Here is a 21,009-nt window from a genome sequence, read left to right as displayed (position 1 = left end):
AGAAATTCGGCGTTAAGAACGCCCTTTGACTCAGTGTTTTATGATGTACATATCTTTGGTGTAGTAATAGCCCAGCTTATCCGGCTCGAACCCACCGACCCACGGCTTCACTAAATGGGTACGCACGTAGTGATAAACCGGAATCGCGGGCACATCCTCAGCCAACAGATCCTCCGCTTGCTGATAGAATTTGCCTCGCGCGGCGGCATCCGCCGCCTTCGCCGCGTCATGCAGCGCTTTATCATAGGCCGGGTTACTGTACTGACTGGTGTTTTCGCTGTCGCCGGTGCGGAAGTTATTGAGGAATGACGCCGCATCGTCATAATCCGCGATCCAGGCATAACGCACAGCATCAAAATTATGCGTATGCATGGTATCCAGCATGGTCTTCCACTCCTGATTCTGCAGCTTCGCCTCTACGCCAAGATTTTTCTTCCACATCGAACTGGCGGCGATGGCAATGCGCTGGTGCGTCTCCGAGGTGTTATAAAGCAGGTTAAAGACCAGCGGATGACTTTCGTTAAAGCCCGCCTCGTTAAGCAGTTTTTTTGCCTCGGCAATGCGTTTGTTGCGCGGCCAGCTGGCGTAATCCGGTTGTTTAAGCGTAACGCCGCCGATATCGGGCTGGCTAATCAGCCATGCCGGACGCTGCCCCTGCCCCATCACCTTATCGGCGATGATATCTTTATCCAGCCCCATGTTGAGCGCCCGTCGCACTCTGGGGTCATTAAAGGGCGGTTTAGTGGTATTGAGTTCGTAATAGTAGGTCGCCAGCTGTGGAGAAACATTCAGCTGCGAGCCCATCGTTTTCTTGAGTAACGCAAACTGGTTCACCGGCAGCGTATAAACAATATCTATCTCACCGGCTTTATAACGATTCACATCCGCCGCTTCGGAAGTAATCGGCAGATAGGTCACTTTATTGATTACCGTATGTTCATTATCCCAGTACTTAGGATTGCGTTGCGCCACGATGCGCTCGTTGACGACCCACTTCGAAAGCGTATAAGGGCCGCTGGTGACAATATGTTCCGGTTTAGTCCATTTATCCCCAAAGCGCTCCACCAGCACCTTATCAATAGGCACCAGCGACGGGTGAGCAAGCATTGCGAGGAAGGCGGCGTTAGGCTGATCCAACGTGACCTGCAGCGTGGTATCGTCCAGCGCTTTTACGCCGAGAGTTTCCGGCGACTGTTTTCCCTCCGAAATATCGCGGGCGTTAACGATATGCATATTACCCGGATAGCTGGCGTACGGCGAAGCGGTGGTCGGCGTGACCAGCCGCTGCCAGCTCCAGACGATATCCTGCGCGGTAATTGCTGTCCCATCGGACCAGGTGATGCCAGGGCGCAGATGGAAAGTCCAGACGAGGTTATCTTTATTCTCCCACTTCAGCGCCAGCCGCGGCTGAATCTCGCCCTGCGGAGAAACGCTCACCAACCCTTCGAACAGATCGCTGATGATATTATACTCAACGTCGCTTTCGACCTTATGCGGATCGAGCGAGGCGGGTTCATTACCGTTGTTCCTGACGAGCTCCTGTTTTGCTGCAAGTTCGGTACCCTGCGGGACCTGGGCGGCCATTGCCGCGGCCGCGCTGCCGAGTAACCCCAAGACCAGTAATGCGTGCGTGATGTGGTTATATTGTTGTAGTTTCATTTCCCTTGCCTTTATGCTTCGTTGATACCCCTTCCACACTTAGTCGCTGACTGACATTAAGGCAATATTTTTCAGTGACCTATAAGATTCAGATCTGCTTTCCGCCGCTGAACGTATAAACATACTGTCGTAATCCATTTTTCCAGAATAAAAAGCTACCCCACCGGCGCCGGGATCTGAGTAAAGATGGGTAAAAGCATTATGGCTTTCGGCTCGCTTTTCTTATGCTTCATAACTAATTACATCTGTCATAAGAGAGTGACTCATGGATCGTATAATTACCTCATCGCGTGACCGTTCATCGCTGCTCAGCACGCACAAAGTTCTGCGTAACACCTATTTTCTGCTCAGCCTGACGCTGGCGTTTTCGGCTATCACCGCCACCGCCAGCACCGTGCTGATGCTGCCGTCTCCGGGGCTTATCCTCACCCTGGTGGGCATGTATGGTCTGATGTTCCTGACCTACAAACTGGCTAATAAACCAAGCGGTATTCTGGCGGCCTTCGCCTTTACCGGCTTCCTCGGCTACATTCTGGGGCCAATGCTGAACGCTTACCTCTCCGCAGGCATGGGCGATTTGATCGGCCTGGCGCTGGGCGGCACCGCGCTGGTCTTCTTCTGCTGCTCGGCTTACGTATTGACGACGCGCAAAGACATGTCCTTCCTCGGCGGCATGCTGATGGCGGGCGTGGTGGTCGTTCTGATTGGTATGGTGGCGAACATCTTCCTGCAGTTGCCGGCTCTACATCTGGCCATCAGCGCGGTGTTCATCCTTATCTCTTCCGGCGCGATTTTGTTTGAAACCAGCAACATCATCCGCGGCGGCGAGACCAACTACATTCGCGCTACCGTTAGCCTGTATGTTTCGCTGTACAACATTTTCGTCAGCCTGCTGAGCATCCTCGGCTTCGCCAGCAGAGACTAACCTTCTCTCCTGCAACACCAGGCCTCGCTTATGCGGGGCCTTATTTTTTGCTACACTGCGCGCAGTTTCCGCATTATGTGAAAAATCATGTTTATCTTTGAAGGCAGTGAAATAGAGACCGATAGCGAAGGCTATCTGAAAGAGACGACTCAGTGGAGTGAAGCGATGGCGGAAGTTATCGCCGCACAGGAAGGGATCACCCTGTCCGTCGAACACTGGGAAGTAGTGCGCTTCGTGCGCGATTTTTATCTGGAGTTCAATACTTCGCCAGCCATCCGTATGCTGGTCAAAGCAATGGCGAATAAATTCGGTGAAGAGAAAGGCAACAGCCGCTATCTGTACCGGTTATTCCCCAAAGGGCCGGCCAAGCAGGCGACGAAAATCGCCGGCCTGCCGAAGCCTGTAAAGTGCATTTAATAGAGAATAGCGAATTTTTGCCACTCTCTGGTGGGTTGATGGGGCTCGGTTAACACCCTGTCGACCCTTGAGCTACGCGGACCGCCGGCCTTAAGCCAGGCAATCAGTTTTTCCACCTGTTCCGCTTGTCCGCAGGCCAGCACTTCCACGCTGCCATCATCCAGATTTCGCGCATAACCGGTCAGTCCCAGCTGCAGCGCTTCACGCTGCGTTGAATAGCGGAATCCCACGCCCTGAACGACTCCGTGAACCCACGCCATCGTGCATACCTTCGCCATTATTACCCCCTCAACTGCGCTATCCTGATGCAGAGCATAGCAAATTATCGCCAGCATACTCGCTTTTGCCTGACGCTAAAACATCCGCCCGACGGCGGCAGGAATGGTGCTTGCCCCAGCCAGTTATGCTAATCTACGCGCCATTTTTCGGTGCCGACGCTCCGTCGCTTAAAGGTAGCCCCATGACAGATTCCATTATCCCACGCTTAGTATTAGCCAAAGGACGCGAGAAATCCCTGCTGCGTCGCCATCCATGGATTTTCTCCGGCGCCGTCGCCCGGATGGAAGGTAAAGCTCGTTCCGGCGAGACGATCGATATCGTTGATTCGCAGGGGAAATGGCTCGCTCGCGGCGCCTATTCGCCCTCCTCGCAGATCCGCGCCCGTGTCTGGAGTTTCGATCGTCATGAAGCTATCGACAATGCTTTTTTCGAGCGTCGCCTGCAGCAGGCGCAAACCTGGCGCCAATGGCTGGCAGAGCGCGATGGTCTTGACAGCTATCGTTTAATCGCCGGGGAATCCGACGGCCTGCCTGGCGTGACAATCGATCGCTTTGGTGATTTCTTCGTCCTGCAGCTGTTGAGCGCCGGCGCGGAGTATCAGCGTGCGGCTATCGTTAGCGCCCTGCAGACCCTGTTCCCGCAATGCTCGATTTACGATCGCAGCGATGTGGCGGTACGTAAAAAAGAAGGGTTGGATCTGGCGCAGGGCCCGGTGGTAGGTGAACTGCCGCCGGCGCTGTTGCCTATTACCGAACACGGTATGCAGCTGCTGGTGGATATCCAGGGCGGCCATAAAACCGGTTACTATCTCGATCAGCGCGATAGCCGTCTGGCGACCCGCCGCTACGTCGCCGATAAGCGCGTCCTCAACTGCTTCTCTTATACCGGCGGATTCGCGGTTTCTGCGCTGATGGGCGGCTGCCGTCAGGTCACCAGCGTTGATACCTCACAGGAGGCGCTGGATGTCGCCAGACAGAACGTTGAGCTGAATAAGCTGGATCTGTCGAAAGCCGAATTCGTACGCGATGACGTGTTCAAACTGCTGCGTAAATATCGCGATCAGGGGGAAAAATTCGATGTCATCGTCATGGATCCGCCGAAATTCGTCGAAAACAAAAGCCAACTGATGGGCGCCTGCCGCGGCTATAAAGACATTAATATGCTGGCGATCCAGCTATTGAACCCAGGTGGCGTACTGCTGACTTTCTCCTGTTCCGGCCTGATGACCACCGATTTATTTCAGAAAATCATCGCTGACGCCGCAATAGATGCCGGGCGTGATGTACAATTTATAGAGCAGTTCCGTCAGGCTGCCGATCACCCGGTGATCGCAACCTACCCGGAAGGTCTGTATCTGAAAGGGTTTGCCTGTCGCGTCATGTAACTTGAAAAGCGGAACATCGCCCACACGTTATTCTCATGACTCAAGAACATTTGAAGATGATGGATACAGTGGGCGCCAGCGTTTCCCGGGAGGTGACTATGATTGCCAGCAAATTCGGTATCGGCCAACAGGTTCGCCATACGCTACTCGGCTACCTTGGCGTAATCGTTGATATCGATCCAGAGTATTCGCTTGACGAGCCCGCCGCGGATGAAATCGGCGCCAACGATGAACTGCGCGCGGCCCCCTGGTATCATGTTGTGATGGAAGATGAGGACGGCCAGCCTGTTCACACCTACCTCGCGGAAGCGCAGCTCAGTAGTGAAGCCAGCGATGAACATCCCGAACAGCCGTCGATGGACGAACTGGCGCAGACTATCCGTAAGCAGTTGCAGGCGCCGCGGCTGCGTAACTGACTGGCCTATGTTCCCGATGCTTCGTTAAAAACCCCGTTAACACGGGGTTTTTTATTTTACTTCGCCAGCCCAAGCCGCGGAATTTCAATCGCAGGACAGCGGTCCATCACCACATTTAATCCCGCTTCACGCGCCATTACCGCCGCCTGTTCATTAATAACGCCAAGCTGCATCCATAGCGTTTTCGCCCCGATGGCGACAGCCTCTTGCGCCACGCCCCACGCCGCTTCGGAATTGCGGAACACATCGACCATATCGACCTTTTCAGGTACCTCCGCCAGGGTGGCATAGCCTTGTTGACCGAGCAGCGTTTTGCCCGCCACCTTGGGCGAAACCGGGATGACGTGATATCCCTGTTCCAGCAGATATCGCATGACCCGATAGCTCGGGCGGTCTGGCTTGTCGCTGGCGCCTACCAGCGCAATTGTCCGGGTGGTAGTCAGAATGCCGGCAATATCGTTCTCTTTCATCATAATCCTCCTGCACTTTAGCCCTAGTGTAAGCTAATCCGGGTAAACCAGCCATCCAGCCTAACTCACAGATACGGCAAAATTTTTCTCCCCGACGCTTGCAGCATCAGTCACTTCCAGTAATCTGTCTGCAAGTTAATATAAGTGGAACCCCATTATGGAACTGACAACACGTACCTTACCCGCACGCAAACATATCGCGCTGGTAGCACACGATCACTGTAAAGATCTGCTGATGAAATGGGTCGAACGTCACCAGGCGCTACTGGCACAGCACCAGCTTTATGCTACCGGGACCACCGGCAATCTGGTTTCACGCGCCACCGGACTGGAAGTAAAAGCAATGTTGAGCGGCCCGATGGGCGGCGACCAGCAGGTGGGCGCGCTGATTTCGGAAGGGAAAATTGATGTACTGATCTTCTTCTGGGATCCGCTGAATGCAGTGCCGCACGATCCTGACGTCAAAGCGCTCCTGCGTCTGGCGACGGTTTGGAATATTCCGGTAGCCACGAATGCCGCCACCGCTGACTTTATCATCCAGTCGCCGGACTTTAATCAACCGATTGAAATTCTCATCCCTGATTACCAGCGCTACCTTGCCGAGCGCCTGAAGTAATACCCGCGGCGGCCTCAAGGTCGCCGATGCTCAGGGCTTTCGCGCCACCGGCGCGCCCAGCTCCTGCAGCATCTCAACGAACGGCGATGGTCGTTCTTTATTGAACAGCAGCCAGACCCGCAGGCGGGCGCGGGTTATCGCCACATACAGTAGCCGACGCTCTTCAGCATCAGGGAAATCTTCCGGCTGTGGCAGCAATGCCTGTTCCATTACCGACTCTCTGGCCGGCGCCGGGAAGGCGTCATCACCCTCCTGCAAGCCCAACACAATAACAAAATCGGCCTGCTGGCCTTTGCTGGCATGAATTGTCATAAAATCTAGCTGCAGATGCGGCCAACGCGTTGCGGCCTTTTCCAGCGCGGCGGGTTTCAGATGGTGATAGCGCGCCAGCAACAAAATCCGCTGTTCGGGTTTAACGTAGCCGCTTAGCTTGTCGAGCAGATCGTCGAGTTTATCATCGGGCAGCAGGGTCACCGCTTTCTTATCGCCAGCGGTCAGGCTATTCAGCGGCTTAGCCAACTGATGCGGGTTTTGCTGAATAAAACCGTTGGCGATCTCGCCGATACGACCGTTAAATCGATAGGTGGTATCCAGCGCGCAACAGTCCCCTTCGCCAAAGTAGTGGTTAAATGCCGTGGTTAAAGAGAGCTGCGCGCCGCTAAAGCGATAGATAGCCTGCCAGTCGTCACCGACGGCAAATAACGTCGTCTGCTTATTTTGCCGGCGCAGCGCCGCCAGCAGCTCAGCGCGCTGTGGAGAGATATCCTGAAATTCATCCACCAGAATATGTTTCCAGGGGCTCACAAAACGGCCTTTATCCAGTATGTTGACCGCCTGGTGTATAAGCCCTGAGAAATCAACGGCATTCTCCTCTTTTAACGCCGTTTTCCAGGCTTTCAGCAGCGGGGCCATCAGTTTCACACGCTTATTAAAGAGGTCGCGTACCTCTTCAGGCGCGCTGGCGATCATCTCCGCCTGCGAGCCGCCATGCATACGCATCAAACTAACCCAGCGGTCAAGACGACCGGCCAGACGACGCAGCAGCGCGCGATCCTGCCAGAAATCGCCTTCGTCAATCTGCCACTCCATCTCATCCATCAACCACTGACGCCAGCCTTTCGCCTGCGCTTTTTTCTCCTGACACTGCTGCTGCCAGGCCTTCAACAAAAGCTTTTGCCGGGCGGCGGTATCGTTTTCCAGCTTACTGATCGCCGGCACCTTCTTGCTGCCCTGCTGAATAATATGTAACGCCAGTGAATGGAAAGTCCGCGCAGCAATCTCGTCGGTTCCCAATCGCTCCTGAATACGTTCATCCATTTCCTGAGCCGCCTGACGGCCAAAGGCCAGTAGGAGGATCTGATCGGCTGCCGCCTCGCCGCGATTTAACAGCCACCCTGCACGAGCAACCAGTACCGAGGTTTTGCCGCTACCGGCGCCGGCAAGTACCAGCAACGAACGCTCGCCGTTAACCACCGCCCGCGCCTGCGCCGGGTTAAGTGGCGAAGACTCAATCTTATCGAAGAAACCGCGATACTGTTCCAGCATGGCTTCGGTATAGGCTTGATTATGCGCCAGGCGAGCCTCGTCGATATCGCTAAGCCAGCATTGACACTGGCGCCACAGTTCGCGGCAGTTATCGAATTCATCCAGACGGCTCTCAGGAAAAGGCAGTCCGGTTAAGGCCCGGCGTATCTTCGCCTGAACATCGGCGACCTGCTGGCGGGTCAGCCACTTACCTTCGGCGCTGGCGCGTTCAATTTCACTTAACTGTTGGCGCAGTAATTGCGCGGCAATTTCGCTCATCTCCGCGCTCCACTGCTGCCAAAGATTATTGAGATGATGAAAGAAATGCTGCGTCTCAGTCCATTCGGTACCATGCAAACGCACAACTTTGCTTTCAGGCAGCGCGAACTCCAGCTCGCCCCACACCAGACCGCGCTTACATTGAACTGACAATAACTGATTGAAAGGTATAAGATACTCATGACGATCGCCGGAGACTTTAACCCCGGCATTCAGCAACTGCACCCTATCATAAGGATGCTGCGCCATGCGTTTGCCCAATGTTGTCGCTTTAAGTTCCATATATCGCCAAATTTCAATCAGTTTGAATGTTTTTAAGTTTAACCGCCCGCGAGCAGGTGCTCCAGCGCAAAAAAACGTTACAATTGTCGGGTCTTATTATCCATAGGGTTAAACAGAGGGTTTATGCGTACCATTCTGAATATTTTGAACTTTGTTCTTGGCGGTTTCGCCACCACGCTCGGTTGGCTACTGGCGACGCTGGTCAGTATTATTTTGATCTTCACGTTACCGCTGACGCGTTCATGTTGGGAAATCACCAGGCTATCGCTTTTCCCCTACGGTAATGAAGCCATTCATGTTGATGAACTGGAACCTGAAGCAAAAAACAGCTTACTGAACGCGGGCGGCACTATTTTGAACATTTTGTGGTTCATGTTCTTTGGCTGGTGGCTATGCCTGATGCATATCTTCAGCGGTATCGCCCAGTGCCTGACCATCATTGGTATCCCTGTCGGGATCGCCAACTTTAAAATTGCCGCCATTGCGCTTTGGCCAGTAGGACGCCGCGTGGTCTCCGTTGAAACGGCGCGCGCCGCGCGCGAAGCCAACGCCCGCCGTCGCTTTCAGTAATTGTACGGAACACTGTTATGTTAAGCCCCCTGCTCCGCCGTTATACATGGAATAGCGCCTGGTTATATAACGCCAGGATATTTATTGCGCTTTGTGGCACCACGATTGCGCCATGGTGGATTGGCGAAGTCAAACTCACCATCCCGTTAACGCTTGGCGTGGTTGCCGCGGCGTTGACCGACCTTGACGATCGCCTTACCGGACGGCTACGTAATCTCGCCATTACGCTGGTCTGTTTCTTTATTGCTTCAGCGTCGGTGGAATTATTGTTTCCATGGCCGTGGCTGTTTGCAATTGGCTTAACTCTGTCTACAACTGGGTTCATCCTGCTCGGCGGGCTGGGTCAACGCTATGCCACCATTGCTTTCGGCGCCTTACTGATCGCTATCTACACCATGTTAGGGGTCACTCTGTATAATAGCTGGTACCTGCAGCCGCTCTTTTTGCTGGCTGGGGCCATCTGGTACAACGTATTAACGCTCGCCGGGCATCTTATTTTTCCCATTCGCCCGCTGCAGGATAACCTTGCGCGCAGCTATGAACAGCTGGCGCAGTATCTCGAACTTAAATCCCGACTGTTCGATCCGGATATCGAAGATGAAAGTCAGGCGCCGTTGTACGATCTGGCGCTTGCTAACGGCAAGCTGGTTGCGATGCTTAACCAGACGAAAGCGTCTTTACTGACGCGCCTGCGCGGTGACCGCGGGCAACGCGGTACTCGTCGCACCCTGCAGTACTATTTCGTCGCCCAGGACATTCATGAACGTGCCAGCTCATCGCATATTCAGTATCAGACGCTTCGCGACCATTTCCGCTACAGCGATGTGATGTTCCGCTTCCAGCGGATGCTGTCGATGCAGGCGCAGGCGTGTCAGAAACTCTCCCGCGCCATCCTCTTACGCATTCCGTATCAGCACGATGCGCACTTCGAACGCGCCTTTATGCATCTCGACGCGGCGCTGGATCGCGTCCGCGCCAGCGGCGCGCCGCAAGATCAGGTCAAAGCGCTGGGTTTTCTGCTCAATAACCTGCGCGCCATTGATGCGCAATTGGCAACCATCGAATCGGTGCAAACCAGCGTGCTGGCCAGCAACCACCCCGAAAACCTGCTTGCAGACGATCGCCCCAGCGGGTTTAGCGACATTTGGTTACGGCTGCGCAGTAATATGACCCCGGAATCGGCGCTTTTCCGCCACGCGGTGCGGATGTCGCTGGTGCTGTGCGCGGGCTATGCCTTTATTCAGTTTACCGGCCTCAACCACGGTTACTGGATTTTGCTCACCAGCCTGTTTGTTTGCCAGCCTAACTATAACGCTACCCGGCATCGCCTGGCGTTAAGGATCATCGGTACATTGATTGGCGTCGCGATCGGCCTACCGGTGCTGCTGCTGGTTCCTTCGGTCGAAGGCCAACTGCTGCTCATAGTACTAACCGGTGTGCTATTTTTCGCTTTTCGCAACGTCCAGTATGCGCATGCCACTATGTTTATCACGCTGCTGGTACTGCTGTGCTTTAACCTGTTGGGCGAGGGATTCGAAGTCGCTTTGCCGCGTATCCTCGATACATTAATCGGCTGCGCTATCGCCTGGGCGGCAGTGACCTTTATCTGGCCAGACTGGAACTTCCGTAATTTACCTCGCGTACTGGATCAGGCTATCAACGCTAACTGCCGTTATCTGGACGCTATTCTTGAGCAGTATCATCAGGGGCGCGACAACCGTCTTGAGTATCGCGTCGCCAGGCGTAATGCACATAACCGGGATAGCGAGCTGGCATCAGTGGTATCCAATTTATCCACAGAGCCCAAAGCCGATAACACAATGCGTGAAACGGCATTCCGCCTGCTGTGCCTGAACCATACTTTTACCAGCTATATTTCCGCATTGGGGGCGCACAGGGAAAAGCTGACGACTCCGGAAATACTGGCGCTACTCGATGACGCCGTCTGCTACGTTGATGATGCGCTGCATCATTCTCCCGCGGACGAACAGCGCGTTCAGCTGGCGCTCAGCAATCTGCAATCGCGAATTCAGCATCTGGAACCGCGAGCCGACAGTAAAGAACCATTGGTCCTGCAGCAGATTGGGCTACTGCTCGCACTGCTGCCCGAAATATGTCGCCTGCAGCGCCGGATTGCCGGTCAACCGGAGTAATCCTCCACGCCGTATCCTTGCGTATTAGCCCACTCCCGTAGCTCCTGGCGCCGCTGCGCCGGGAGCGCGGCGGAATGGGTGCCGGCAATCGCGCCCGCCAGGGACTCGAGGACATTGATTGATATTCCTTTATTATGCTCCCTCAATTTTAACCAGCTTTTTTCCGCACCGATTGTACGCAACATTTTCACATCGGTTATTCCAGCATGAATCAACATCAATTCCATGTGGAAACTGATATTAGGCAAATCCTTTAGCCTGCCGGAATCACGCTGATGCTGCTTTTCGCTACGCGCCGTATGCAATGACAGTTTCGAGAGATGAAACAGCATTTTACTGTCCTGCCATAATGCTTCATCTATACGGTAATATTTTAGCGCCACCGGCCGACCATTTTTGCGCATGATTAGCATTGGGCTATGATGCTCGACCCGATATTCTGCGCTTTGCTCACACACTCTAAGATAGATTTCGCCCTCGGCCACCATGGCAAACACGGTATTCTCTATCGCCAGGCTGTATCCGCCAAATAAAGGCCGGCTACTGATTTTGCCTAAGGGGGAAAGGCACTCCTGAAACTGGAGGAACCGTAATTTTGAAATTTTCTTCATGATCATTCCTTTGGTAATCATGGACATAAAAGTAATTTTATTAACGGATCCGTTATTGAAGAAAATAAGTGAGTTCGTTTTGTGCAGCAAGATGAATTTTGGCTTCATTTCAACCAGCTCGCCGTTTTGCGAGGCGCTTTCAGGAAAAAGTTATTCTGCAAATCCTGTTGCAGAGACTCGCTGAATACTTAAGCAATGTTAATTGATGAACAGCATATCGGCCCCATTGACGACATGGTCGGCAGCCGTGAAGTAGAGATTAATGGAGGAGAATGTCTCCAGCGGGTTCAGCACAGAGACCGTGAATTCATATAAATAAGTCGCTGCGGCTCTGATTCATAGGCGAGGAGAGTGAATAAAATATATGCGAAAATGGGAAAATGAGGTTGACGTTAACCCCTGGCAGATATACTGTATATGCATACAGTAACTCACAGGCGGGATAGACTATGTTTACTTCAGCTCACGCAAATCGTTCACCACTGACTTCGGCTTCAGTACGTCGCCCTTCGCACAGCGTCGTCGAACATTCAGCCACTGGGCTGATTAGTGAAATCGTCTATCGCGAAGATCAACCCATGATGACGCAGCTTTTGTTGCTACCTTTATTACAACAGTTGGGCCAGCAGTCGCGCTGGCAGCTGTGGCTCACGCCGCAGCAGAAGCTGAGTAAAGAATGGGTACAATCATCCGGTCTGCCGTTATCAAAAGTGATGCAAATTAACCAGATGTCGCCCTGCAACACTCTGGAATCGATGATTCGCGCTTTACGTACCGGGAATTATAGCGTGGTTATCGGCTGGCTGGCGGATGAACTCACTGAACAAGAGCATGAACGTCTGGCGCAGGCTGCAGAAGAAGGTCATGCGATGGGCTTTATCATGCGCCCGGTGAGAAATACAAGCCAGCCTGGGAGACAATTAAGTGGGCTAAAAATTCACTCAAATTTATATCATTGAGTGAAATTAGGATTAATCCTGGAATTTTTTTTGCCTCATCAAAAACCATTCTCACAAAGTGGTTAATTTCACTGAGATCCCGGTGTGGTGCGGTTTTGCGACTTTTTACCGTGTTCACAAATTAACCATATTTGTTAAATATTGTGTATACAACCCTTTTTTTTCATATGCCTGACCGAGTTCACACTTGTAAGTTTCTAACTAAGTTGTAGACTTTACATCGCCAGGGGTGATCGGCTTACGCTGCATGTATCAGCATAGTTAACAACGAGTCACGCCCCCGGTGAAGGATTTAACCGTGAGGTCTTATGTACCTTCATGGCGAATTTTGGATGATAATGAGGCGCAAAAAATGAAAAAGACAGCTATCGCGATTGCAGTGGCACTGGCTGGCTTCGCTACCGTAGCGCAGGCCGCTCCGAAAGATAACACCTGGTATGCAGGTGGTAAACTGGGTTGGTCCCAGTTCCATGACACCGGCTGGTACAACAGCAACCTGAACAACAATGGCCCGACCCACGAAAGCCAGCTGGGCGCTGGTGCGTTCGGTGGTTATCAGGTTAACCCGTACCTCGGTTTCGAAATGGGTTACGACTGGCTGGGCCGTATGCCTTACAAAGGCGACAAAGTTAACGGCGCATTCAAAGCTCAGGGCGTTCAGCTGACCGCTAAACTGGGTTACCCGATCACTGACGATCTGGACATCTACACCCGTCTGGGCGGCATGGTATGGCGCGCTGACTCCAGCAACAGCATCGCTGGCGACAACCACGACACCGGCGTTTCCCCAGTATTCGCTGGCGGCGTTGAGTGGGCTATGACCCGTGACATCGCTACCCGTCTGGAATACCAGTGGGTTAACAACATCGGCGACGCAGGCACTGTAGGCGTTCGTCCGGACAACGGCATGCTGAGCGTTGGTGTTTCCTACCGTTTCGGTCAGGAAGACAATGCACCGGTTGTAGCTCCGGCTCCAGCTCCGGCTCCGGAAGTCACCACCAAGACCTTCACCCTGAAGTCTGACGTACTGTTCAACTTCAACAAAGCAACTCTGAAACCAGAAGGTCAGCAGGCTCTGGATCAGCTGTACACCCAGCTGAGCAACATGGATCCGAAAGACGGTTCTGCAGTTGTTCTGGGTTACACCGACCGCATCGGTTCCGAGCAGTACAACCAGAAACTGTCTGAGAAACGTGCTCAGTCCGTTGTTGACTACCTCGTAGCTAAAGGTATCCCTTCTAACAAGATCTCTGCTCGCGGTATGGGCAAATCTGATCCGGTTACCGGCAACACCTGTGACAACGTGAAAGCTCGCGCTGCACTGATCGACTGCCTGGCTCCGGATCGTCGCGTAGCGATCGAAGTTAAAGGTTACAAAGACGTAGTAACTCAGCCGCAGGCTTAAGTTTTCTACGATAAAAAACCCCGCTTATGCGGGGTTTTTTTTGGCCTGATTTTGAGTTCAAAGGAAAAATAAAGAGCGACATCGTAGCGGGACTTACTCTTTTCCTAAGAGCACCTGCAGATCGTGCTTCAGGCTCGACATCTTGCTGGCATATTTTTCTTTATGCTCGGCGTCTTCAATCAGCTGTACGATGGTTTCTGATAATGTCTTTCCTCGCCGTTGGGCAAGCCCGGCCAGGCGTTGCCATACAACGAACTCCAGATCGATGGACTTTTTCCGCGTATGCTGATGCTCGGCGTTAAAATGACGCTTGCGTCGTGCGCGAATAGTCTGCTTCATCCGGTTAACCAGCTCCGGATTCATATGCTGATCGATCCAGGTATTCACCAGAACAGGTTCATTTTCGAGCGTCAGCAAGACATCGACCGCGGCTTGCGCAGCGCTGGCTTCAATGTAGCGGGTAATCAGCTCACCTTCCCGGTGCTTCTTTACCAGATATTTCCATTTCCAGCCGCTTTCAAGGTTTTCCAGTTGTTGATATTTCATTGCGATCTCAATGTGACCGTGTAACTCATTTCAGGATATCAGTTTTTTCTGGATGTGCTGAGAATAAATCATCTTTCGTGATGTGGACGATTCCATTATCAACGTGATAAACGCAATCCTCCGTGTGCTCAGACGCGGCATCGGGTATAATCGCTCGTTTTACATCTGACTAAAAAACAGCGACTTTGACCATTACGAAACTTACCCGAAACGACCTCGCTCCTGATACGGAAAGTTATCAGGCGCTGTTTACCCAGGTCAATCTCGCCGAGACAGAGGCATCCCTCGCCGGCGATCTACAACCCCGTTTATTTTATGCGCTGGAACAGCTTCTGGTCACGCCAGCCATTTCATCATTTATGCTGGTAAAGGCGCCGGAAGAGCCGGAGTATCTGCATTGGGTAGCCGAAGCCGCCCGCAGCCTGCAGCAGCCCACGACAGCGCTATGCGGTGTACGCTATCAGGTCAACGGCGGCAACGTAACCATGTCGCCGGCACAAAGCGCGGAAGACAATTTTGCCAGCAACGGTCCGGTTGAATCCGCCGACTGGATTGAAGCGGAGCAGCTCTTTGGTTGCGTACGCCAGTTTAACGGCGAAATTTCGCTGCAGCCGGGTCTGGTGCACCGCGCGAACGGTGGCGTCCTGTTGCTCTCCCTGCGTGCGCTACTGGCCCAGCCGCTGCTATGGATGCGCCTGAAGAACATGGTGACCCGTCAGCGTTTTGATTGGTTGTCCATTGACGAATCCCGCCCTCTTCCCGTTAGCATTCCCTCCATGCCGCTGAACCTGAGGATCATTCTGATCGGCGAGCGCGATGCGCTGGCTGACTTTCAGGAGATGGAACCGGAACTCGCGTCGCAGGCCATTTACAGCGAGTATGAAGACAACCTGCAGATAGCCGATGCCGACACCCTGAAACTCTGGTGCCAGTGGGTCTGGCAGAATGCTCGTCAGCTTTCGCTGCCGGGGCCGGCGGCGGACGCATGGCCGCTGCTGATTGCAGAAGGCGCGCGAGACACCGGCGATCAGGAGACGCTTCCGCTTTCCCCTCTCTGGATTAGTCGCCAGCTGCGTGAAGCGGCAGCCTTCAGCGAAGGCGAATTGATTAGCGGCGCGGAGATGCAAACCATGCTTGAGCGCCGTGAATGGCGTGAAGGCTATCTTGCCGAGCGGATGCGCGATGAAATTCTTCTCGATCAGATAATGATTGATACCGAAGGCGAATGCATCGGTCAGATCAACGCCCTGTCGGTAATCGAGTTTCCAGGCCACCCGCGCGCCTTTGGCGAACCTTCGCGCATCAGCTGCGTAGTGCATATCGGCGATGGCGAATTTATTGATGTAGAACGCAAAGCTGAACTGGGCGGCAATATTCACGCCAAAGGCATGATGATCATGCAGGCCTTTATCATGTCCGAGCTTGAACTTGAACAGCAGCTGCCGTTTAGCGCATCACTGACCTTCGAGCAGTCCTACAGTGAAGTGGATGGCGATAGCGCCTCAATGGCTGAACTGTGCGCTCTCATCAGCGCGCTGGCCAATGTGCCAATCAACCAGAGTATTGCAATTACCGGTTCGGTCGATCAGTTCGGTCGCGTCCAGCCGGTCGGCGGACTAAACGAAAAGATTGAAGGTTTCTTCACCATCTGTCAGCAGCGCGGATTAACAGGCAAGCAAGGCGTCATTATCCCATCTGCCAACGTCCGCCATCTGAGCCTCGCCCAGGAACTTCGCCAGGCCGTGGCTGATGAGCAGTTCTTTATCTGGGCCATTGATGATGTTACCGAAGCCCTGCCGCTTCTCACCCAGCTGCAATGGGATGGTGAAGGACAAACGCTACGACAAACTATTCAGGAACGGATTGCGCAGGCGATGCAACAAGAGACTCGCCATCGTTTTCCATGGCCGTTACGCTGGTTAGGCGGATCAAATTCGAACTGATCGGACTTGTTCAGCTTACACGTGTTAGCTATCCTGCGTCCCGAACTCAAAATAAGGCTTACTGAAAACATGGTAGATAAACGCGAATCCTATACAAAAGAAGATCTTCTTGCCTCTGGTCGTGGTGAACTGTTTGGCGCGAAAGGCCCGCAACTGCCGGCGCCGAGCATGCTGATGATGGACCGCGTCGTCAAGATGACCGAAACCGGCGGCAACTACGACAAGGGTTACGTTGAAGCTGAGCTCGACATCAACCCGGACCTGTGGTTCTTCGGTTGTCACTTCATCGGCGACCCGGTAATGCCTGGCTGTCTGGGTCTGGACGCAATGTGGCAACTGGTTGGCTTCTATCTGGGCTGGCTGGGCGGTGAAGGGAAAGGCCGTGCGCTGGGCGTAGGCGAAGTGAAATTTACCGGTCAGATTCTGCCGACGGCGAAAAAAGTCACCTATCGTATCCACTTCAAACGCATTGTAAACCGTCGCCTGATCATGGGCCTGGCGGATGGCGAAGTGCTGGTTGATGGTCGTCTGATCTACTCTGCGACTGACCTGAAAGTAGGTCTGTTCCAGGATACTTCCGCGTTCTGATTTACCTTCCGTACTTATTCTGAAGTACAAAAGGTCCTGAAGCACAAAAGGCGAAGCCTTCGCAGAGCGAAGGCTTCTTTTTTAAAGAGACAGTCAGGCAGTTTGCACCCTGTCCTCCATGGCTTCTCGCCAACCTCCTAGCCAATGGGACCTCTGATTAAGGGTCTGGTAGGGACACATTTCTTTCGATCTGCCGGTAATGCCGGCCTGATATCCACGCTGATGTGCCCGTTCCAGGCGATCTCGTTTTTGTCTCTTCATGCCTCGTTTCCCTCATTATTTGATCTGGTGGAAAAGAAAACAGTGGTCACTAAATATGCAACCACGTATAACCTTTACCGCGAAACGCAGGCAGCGTCAATGCGCAAAATTCACGCCAGTGTCATATTTGTGAGCTATATGAAAGTTCATTTGTACAAAAATCGTGAGCCAGCACAACTATCAATCTGAAGCGACAAATAAAAAAAGCCGCGGCGATTTTTCAGGTCGCGGCGGCTTTAATTTTATTAATTTTACTTATGGCAGGCGGTTCAGCTCACTCGCAATCGCGGTGGCTTCCTGGCTCCAGGCCTGCGCCAGGGTCTTAACCATCGCGTCGTAGCCATCCTGCTGTTGCTTAAGTTCAATATTGAACGGACGCTTAATCAGCTGCCCCTGATGCTTAAGCAACCATTCACCGCTCACAATGACCCGGCCATCATAGCGGCCGTGGAAGCCGCTAACGGAGACATTAAGCGTATCCTGCTCGCTGCCTAATGGCTGTGATGCCACCACCCAACCCGGCAGTTGGTTACTCAGATTCGCCACCAGCGTGGTACGTAACTGCTGATCCAGCGGGCTGGCCCACAGGTTGTTATTAGCAATCACATACTGCACATCGGTCGTCTGATAAACCACGCCATTCCCGGCCAGATAATCAGGGATACTGACCTGCTCAACCCACAGCAAATTCTTGCTCTGATGGGCGGCGCTTTGCGCGCCGCTCTTTGCTACCGGTAATTGATAGTAAGTTTTACTCTCACCACCGCTGCTGCAGGCCGTCAGTACGCATACCGCTGCCGCCACTAACCACTTTTTCATTGTTTCGCTCCCTTCGGCTGCGGATCTTTTTTATCCTTGGCCTCAAATACCAGCGCATTGCTCTTGTCGTTGAGGGTTTTCAGTACCGGCTGCAGTTCACGAAGTACCTGATCCAGTCGCTGCATATCCGCAACCATCTTATTGTAGGCCGCCGAGCCCGGCTGGAAGCCCTGCATACTGCGGTTCAACTCGCGCAACGTGCTCTGCATATCGGCAGGAAGCTGCTGCATCGACTGGCTTGAGGTGATCTTATTCAAGTTGTCGAGCGTAGTCTGGACACGCTGCATGGTTTTCTGGCTCTGCGCCAGGGTACTGGTCGCCTGCTCCAGCAGTGGGTTAATCGGCAGATTGTTGATCTTATCGAGCGCATCCATCAGACGCTGCTGGATTTGCGCCAGACCGCCGCTGACGGTTGGAATGATCGGATAGCCGCCGAACTCCTGAATCTTGCCGCGCGGAGGCGCTTTCGGATAGAAGTCGAGATCGATATACAGCGCGCCGGTGACCAGGTTGCCGGTTTTCAGCGAACCGCGCAGGCCGCGATTGATCAGATCGTCAATATGCGCGCGAATATTAGGGTCGCCGCCCAGCTGGTTGATTAGACGTTCCGGCTCAATACGCACTTCTACCGGGATACGATAATCATCGTTCAGGCTCTGTTTCAAACCAGGGATAAAGAACGGTACTTTGCCGACGGTACCAAGGCGAATACCGCGGAATTCAACCGGCGCTCCCGGCTGGAGACCACGCACAGAATCTTTAAAGAACAGGACGTAATCGATATGCTGGGTGAACACCGAATCCTGGATACTCCTCTGATCGTCAAACAGGTGGTATTCCGTTTTATTCGCCACCGGCTCGCCGAGATCCAATCCTTCCGGAATGTCAAAGCTTACACCGCCGCCAAACAGCGTCGACAGCGATCCCATCTCAACGCGCATCCCCGCGGACGTGAGGTCAACCGCGATACCGCTATCTTTCCAGAAGCGAACGTTAGTCGTCACCAGGCGGTCGTTCGGCGCGTTGATAAACAGCTGGTAAGTGATGCGACGCTTCTGCGTATCAAAGGTGCTGGTTTCAACAGAACCGACGCGATAGCCGCGGAACAGCACCGGATCGCCAGGCGAGAGTTGCCCGGCTTTGCTACTTTCCAGCAGAACACGGATACCTTTGGCATCCGGTGAAGCCAGAGGCGGCGAGTCCAATAATGGATACTGCGGCGCCACAGAACCTGCTTTACCTGGCTGCAATTCGATATAGGCGCCGGAAAGCAAGGTGCCGAGGCCGCTGATCCCCTCGCGCCCCACCTGCGGTTTCACCACCCAGAACACCGAATCTTTATGCAGTAGCTTCTGCATCCCCGAGTTCAGACGCGCTTTAATTTCTACGTGTTTCAGGTCATCAGTCAGGATAGCGCTTTCCACTACCCCGACATCAACGCTGCGGCTCTTGATACGCGTTTTACCCCCTTCAATGCCTTCGGCGTTGGTGGTGATAAGCGTCACCTCCGGCCCCTGATGGCTATAGTGGTAAAACAGTATCCATGCGCCGATGAGCACAGTCACAATCGGAAAGATCCAGACCGGTGACCAGTTCTTCACCTTCTGCACTTTCGCTTCTCCGCTCTTATTTTCCATGCTGTTGCATTTCCTCATGGCTTGGATCTGGTTCACGGTCCCACAATAGACGTGGGTCAAACATCATGGCCGAGAACATGGTCATAACAACGACCAGCGCGAACATCACCGCGCCTATCGCCGGATAGATATTCATCAAGCCTCCCATGCGCACCAGCGCCGAGAGTACCGCGATGACAAAAACGTCGATCATTGACCAACGGCCAACAAATTCAACCACTTCATAGATTAGGTGCATACGCTCTGAATCACGCGCGCCGTTACCATTCGCGCTCCAGCACAGCCAACCGATAGCGATCATTTTTAACGTTGGCACCATGATACTGGCGATAAAGATAACCAGCGCAACCGGGTAAGAGCCCTCACTCCACAGCAGAACGACGCCCGCCATGATCGTCGACGGCATTTTATCGCCCAGCAGATCGGTAATCATAATCGGCAGAATATTGGCGGGTAGATAGAGCACAAACGATGTCATCAGCAGCGCCAGCGTCCACTGCAGGCTGTTTTTACGCCGCGGGGTACCTTTGGTGTGACAGCGCGGACACTCTTTCTCATCCGCTGGCAGCACCGCCGTACAGCACGAGCAGGAGCGTAACCCCTGTCGCAGCCCCGGCACGCCAGGGCGTAGCGGCTGCTTAATGACCGGCATTGGCGCAATGTCGTCCCATAACCAGCGGCGATCGACGCACTGAAACGCCCGCAACTGCAGCAGGCAGAACAGACACCAGGGAACAAAGCTCAGCCCTACGCCGATATCACCGTAGGCCATTAGCTTCACGAAGCTGACCAGCACCCCGGCGAGGAAAATCTCCGCCATCCCCCAGCTTTTGAGGTGAAACAAGATGCGCGCCAGAAACGCCTTCAAGCGTGAAGGCATATGAACGCGATTGACCAACAATAAGATGGTTACCAGACAAAACGCCGGGACCAGTTGGACAAACAATAAAAAGAACGTACCGAGGCTGGCGTAATCCTCGGTGAACAACACATTAGGTATTTCCAGCAGCTCAATTTCGCTGCTGATCCCGCCGACTTTCATATAAACAAAAGGAAACAGGTTCGCCAGCAGCAGCATGAACAGCGCCACCAGCGCATAGGCCGTGGGGCGCTGCCGCGGCGCGTCCCACGATGTGGTGAGCGTGGTGCCGCAGCGTGGGCATGCGGCTTTCTGGCGATGCTCCAGCGGCGGCAAAGCCACCAGCAGATCACATTGTGGGCACAATATGTGCCGCGCAGCATGATGATGATCGCACATGAACACTC

21 protein-coding genes are annotated in these 21,009 nt (G+C 53.5%); 11 read left to right on the top strand and 10 right to left on the bottom strand.

Features of this window, described 5'->3' with window-relative positions; all coding sequences use genetic code 11:
• Nucleotides 1–30: 30 nt before the first annotated feature.
• Nucleotides 31–1,659: an ABC transporter substrate-binding protein gene (locus tag PGR79_RS20655; protein WP_430922427.1), complete on the bottom strand. Its 1,629-nt coding sequence runs from the start codon at nucleotides 1,657–1,659 to the stop codon at nucleotides 31–33.
• A 265-nt stretch (nucleotides 1,660–1,924) separates the two neighbouring features.
• Between PGR79_RS20655 and yccA the strand changes: the two genes are divergently transcribed.
• Both yccA and tusE read left to right on the top strand, forming a co-directional pair.
• Entirely contained in the window at nucleotides 1,925–2,584 is a 660-nt protein-coding gene (gene yccA / locus PGR79_RS20650) for an FtsH protease modulator YccA (protein WP_015704916.1), read from the top strand.
• A gap of 87 nt (nucleotides 2,585–2,671) precedes the next feature.
• Nucleotides 2,672–3,001: a sulfurtransferase TusE gene (gene tusE, locus PGR79_RS20645; RefSeq protein ID WP_045360166.1), complete on the top strand. Its 330-nt coding sequence runs from the start codon at nucleotides 2,672–2,674 to the stop codon at nucleotides 2,999–3,001.
• Here the strand turns inward: tusE and yccX are convergent.
• On the bottom strand, nucleotides 2,998–3,279 hold the full coding sequence (gene yccX, locus PGR79_RS20640; protein ID WP_430922425.1) for an acylphosphatase: 282 nt from the start codon (nucleotides 3,277–3,279) through the stop codon (nucleotides 2,998–3,000). The two genes, tusE and yccX, sit on opposite strands and share 4 nt — an antisense overlap.
• Nucleotides 3,280–3,461: 182 nt before the next feature.
• On the opposite strand from yccX, the gene rlmI reads away from it, so the two are divergent.
• Both rlmI and hspQ read left to right on the top strand, forming a co-directional pair.
• Nucleotides 3,462–4,664 carry a 23S rRNA (cytosine(1962)-C(5))-methyltransferase RlmI gene (gene rlmI, locus PGR79_RS20635; protein ID WP_015367414.1) on the top strand — a complete coding sequence of 401 codons (1,203 nt, stop codon included), beginning with the start codon at nucleotides 3,462–3,464 and terminating at the stop codon, nucleotides 4,662–4,664.
• A 98-nt stretch (nucleotides 4,665–4,762) separates the two neighbouring features.
• Nucleotides 4,763–5,080, top strand: a complete 318-nt coding sequence (hspQ, locus tag PGR79_RS20630; RefSeq protein WP_015367415.1) for a heat shock protein HspQ — start codon at nucleotides 4,763–4,765, stop codon at nucleotides 5,078–5,080.
• Nucleotides 5,081–5,136: 56 nt separating this feature from the next.
• On the opposite strand, the gene PGR79_RS20625 is transcribed toward hspQ, so the two are convergent.
• Nucleotides 5,137–5,550, bottom strand: a complete 414-nt coding sequence (locus PGR79_RS20625) for a CoA-binding protein (RefSeq protein WP_087858124.1) — start codon at nucleotides 5,548–5,550, stop codon at nucleotides 5,137–5,139.
• Nucleotides 5,551–5,707: 157 nt separating this feature from the next.
• On the opposite strand from PGR79_RS20625, the gene mgsA reads away from it, so the two are divergent.
• Nucleotides 5,708–6,166, top strand: a complete 459-nt coding sequence (mgsA, locus tag PGR79_RS20620) for a methylglyoxal synthase (protein ID WP_015367424.1) — start codon at nucleotides 5,708–5,710, stop codon at nucleotides 6,164–6,166.
• A 30-nt stretch (nucleotides 6,167–6,196) separates the two neighbouring features.
• Here the strand turns inward: mgsA and helD are convergent, their stop codons facing one another.
• Nucleotides 6,197–8,251, bottom strand: a complete 2,055-nt coding sequence (gene helD / locus PGR79_RS20615; protein ID WP_430922423.1) for a DNA helicase IV — start codon at nucleotides 8,249–8,251, stop codon at nucleotides 6,197–6,199.
• Between the two features lie 123 nt (nucleotides 8,252–8,374).
• Here helD and PGR79_RS20610 point away from each other — a divergent pair, with 123 nt between their 5' ends.
• Both PGR79_RS20610 and yccS read left to right on the top strand, forming a co-directional pair.
• Nucleotides 8,375–8,821 carry a YccF domain-containing protein gene (locus tag PGR79_RS20610; protein WP_020079238.1) on the top strand — a complete coding sequence of 149 codons (447 nt, stop codon included), beginning with the start codon at nucleotides 8,375–8,377 and terminating at the stop codon, nucleotides 8,819–8,821.
• A 17-nt stretch (nucleotides 8,822–8,838) separates the two neighbouring features.
• Complete coding sequence (gene yccS / locus PGR79_RS20605) at nucleotides 8,839–10,974, top strand: YccS family putative transporter (protein ID WP_087858126.1); 2,136 nt, start codon at nucleotides 8,839–8,841, stop codon at nucleotides 10,972–10,974.
• Here yccS and PGR79_RS20600 read toward each other — a convergent pair.
• Nucleotides 10,962–11,585 (bottom strand): TfoX/Sxy family DNA transformation protein, encoded by a 624-nt coding sequence (locus tag PGR79_RS20600; RefSeq protein WP_183269027.1) that lies wholly within the window; start codon nucleotides 11,583–11,585, stop codon nucleotides 10,962–10,964. The genes yccS and PGR79_RS20600 overlap by 13 nt on opposite strands.
• Before the next feature lie 449 nt (nucleotides 11,586–12,034).
• Here PGR79_RS20600 and sulA point away from each other — a divergent pair, with 449 nt between their 5' ends.
• Both sulA and ompA read left to right on the top strand, forming a co-directional pair.
• Nucleotides 12,035–12,544 (top strand): SOS-induced cell division inhibitor SulA, encoded by a 510-nt coding sequence (gene sulA / locus PGR79_RS20595; protein WP_087858128.1) that lies wholly within the window; start codon nucleotides 12,035–12,037, stop codon nucleotides 12,542–12,544.
• A gap of 352 nt (nucleotides 12,545–12,896) precedes the next feature.
• Nucleotides 12,897–13,949, top strand: coding sequence for a porin OmpA (gene ompA / locus PGR79_RS20590; RefSeq protein WP_087858164.1), 1,053 nt, complete (start codon nucleotides 12,897–12,899; stop codon nucleotides 13,947–13,949).
• Between the two features lie 93 nt (nucleotides 13,950–14,042).
• Here ompA and matP read toward each other — a convergent pair whose 3' ends face one another.
• The gene (matP, locus tag PGR79_RS20585) at nucleotides 14,043–14,495 is read right to left on the bottom strand and encodes a macrodomain Ter protein MatP (protein WP_087858129.1); all 453 of its coding nucleotides are present in this window, start codon (nucleotides 14,493–14,495) and stop codon (nucleotides 14,043–14,045) included.
• 185 nt (nucleotides 14,496–14,680) lie between these two features.
• Here matP and PGR79_RS20580 point away from each other — a divergent pair, with 185 nt between their 5' ends.
• Nucleotides 14,681–16,438, top strand: coding sequence for an AAA family ATPase (locus tag PGR79_RS20580; RefSeq protein WP_113374275.1), 1,758 nt, complete (start codon nucleotides 14,681–14,683; stop codon nucleotides 16,436–16,438).
• Nucleotides 16,439–16,507: 69 nt separating this feature from the next.
• Nucleotides 16,508–17,026, top strand: coding sequence for a bifunctional 3-hydroxydecanoyl-ACP dehydratase/trans-2-decenoyl-ACP isomerase (fabA, locus tag PGR79_RS20575; protein WP_015704907.1), 519 nt, complete (start codon nucleotides 16,508–16,510; stop codon nucleotides 17,024–17,026).
• A gap of 93 nt (nucleotides 17,027–17,119) precedes the next feature.
• Here the strand turns inward: fabA and rmf are convergent, their stop codons facing one another.
• From rmf to pqiA, 4 genes are all read right to left on the bottom strand, one after another.
• Nucleotides 17,120–17,287: a ribosome modulation factor gene (gene rmf, locus PGR79_RS20570; protein WP_015704906.1), complete on the bottom strand. Its 168-nt coding sequence runs from the start codon at nucleotides 17,285–17,287 to the stop codon at nucleotides 17,120–17,122.
• Nucleotides 17,288–17,542: 255 nt separating this feature from the next.
• Nucleotides 17,543–18,106: a membrane integrity-associated transporter subunit PqiC gene (gene pqiC, locus PGR79_RS20565; RefSeq protein WP_049051536.1), complete on the bottom strand. Its 564-nt coding sequence runs from the start codon at nucleotides 18,104–18,106 to the stop codon at nucleotides 17,543–17,545.
• Nucleotides 18,103–19,743 carry an intermembrane transport protein PqiB gene (gene pqiB / locus PGR79_RS20560; RefSeq protein ID WP_113374276.1) on the bottom strand — a complete coding sequence of 547 codons (1,641 nt, stop codon included), beginning with the start codon at nucleotides 19,741–19,743 and terminating at the stop codon, nucleotides 18,103–18,105. The genes pqiC and pqiB overlap by 4 nt, the downstream gene beginning before the upstream one ends.
• Nucleotides 19,733–21,001 (bottom strand): membrane integrity-associated transporter subunit PqiA, encoded by a 1,269-nt coding sequence (gene pqiA / locus PGR79_RS20555; RefSeq protein ID WP_032711301.1) that lies wholly within the window; start codon nucleotides 20,999–21,001, stop codon nucleotides 19,733–19,735. Before pqiA ends, pqiB begins: the two co-directional genes overlap by 11 nt.
• Nucleotides 21,002–21,009 lie beyond the last annotated feature (8 nt).

Source organism: Klebsiella sp. 141161 (genome assembly GCF_050600815.1).
GTDB lineage: Bacteria > Pseudomonadota > Gammaproteobacteria > Enterobacterales > Enterobacteriaceae > Klebsiella > Klebsiella aerogenes.
The sequence above is the reverse complement of the archived record's forward strand: the minus strand, read 5'-3'. Positions and strand labels throughout refer to the sequence as shown.

Bases quoted from the DNA above. Each gene is read 5' to 3' on its own strand.
- PGR79_RS20655 (WP_430922427.1), bottom strand. From the start codon at position 1,659: ATGAAACTACAACAATATAACCACATCACGCACGCATTACTGGTCTTG.
- yccA (WP_015704916.1), top strand. From the start codon at position 1,925: ATGGATCGTATAATTACCTCATCGCGTGACCGTTCATCGCTGCTCAGC.
- tusE (WP_045360166.1), top strand. From the start codon at position 2,672: ATGTTTATCTTTGAAGGCAGTGAAATAGAGACCGATAGCGAAGGCTAT.
- yccX (WP_430922425.1), bottom strand. From the start codon at position 3,279: ATGGCGAAGGTATGCACGATGGCGTGGGTTCACGGAGTCGTTCAGGGC.
- rlmI (WP_015367414.1), top strand. From the start codon at position 3,462: ATGACAGATTCCATTATCCCACGCTTAGTATTAGCCAAAGGACGCGAG.
- hspQ (WP_015367415.1), top strand. From the start codon at position 4,763: ATGATTGCCAGCAAATTCGGTATCGGCCAACAGGTTCGCCATACGCTA.
- PGR79_RS20625 (WP_087858124.1), bottom strand. From the start codon at position 5,550: ATGAAAGAGAACGATATTGCCGGCATTCTGACTACCACCCGGACAATT.
- mgsA (WP_015367424.1), top strand. From the start codon at position 5,708: ATGGAACTGACAACACGTACCTTACCCGCACGCAAACATATCGCGCTG.
- helD (WP_430922423.1), bottom strand. From the start codon at position 8,251: ATGGAACTTAAAGCGACAACATTGGGCAAACGCATGGCGCAGCATCCT.
- PGR79_RS20610 (WP_020079238.1), top strand. From the start codon at position 8,375: ATGCGTACCATTCTGAATATTTTGAACTTTGTTCTTGGCGGTTTCGCC.
- yccS (WP_087858126.1), top strand. From the start codon at position 8,839: ATGTTAAGCCCCCTGCTCCGCCGTTATACATGGAATAGCGCCTGGTTA.
- PGR79_RS20600 (WP_183269027.1), bottom strand. From the start codon at position 11,585: ATGAAGAAAATTTCAAAATTACGGTTCCTCCAGTTTCAGGAGTGCCTT.
- sulA (WP_087858128.1), top strand. From the start codon at position 12,035: ATGTTTACTTCAGCTCACGCAAATCGTTCACCACTGACTTCGGCTTCA.
- ompA (WP_087858164.1), top strand. From the start codon at position 12,897: ATGAAAAAGACAGCTATCGCGATTGCAGTGGCACTGGCTGGCTTCGCT.
- matP (WP_087858129.1), bottom strand. From the start codon at position 14,495: ATGAAATATCAACAACTGGAAAACCTTGAAAGCGGCTGGAAATGGAAA.
- fabA (WP_015704907.1), top strand. From the start codon at position 16,508: ATGGTAGATAAACGCGAATCCTATACAAAAGAAGATCTTCTTGCCTCT.
- rmf (WP_015704906.1), bottom strand. From the start codon at position 17,287: ATGAAGAGACAAAAACGAGATCGCCTGGAACGGGCACATCAGCGTGGA.
- pqiC (WP_049051536.1), bottom strand. From the start codon at position 18,106: ATGAAAAAGTGGTTAGTGGCGGCAGCGGTATGCGTACTGACGGCCTGC.
- pqiB (WP_113374276.1), bottom strand. From the start codon at position 19,743: ATGGAAAATAAGAGCGGAGAAGCGAAAGTGCAGAAGGTGAAGAACTGG.
- pqiA (WP_032711301.1), bottom strand. From the start codon at position 21,001: ATGTGCGATCATCATCATGCTGCGCGGCACATATTGTGCCCACAATGT.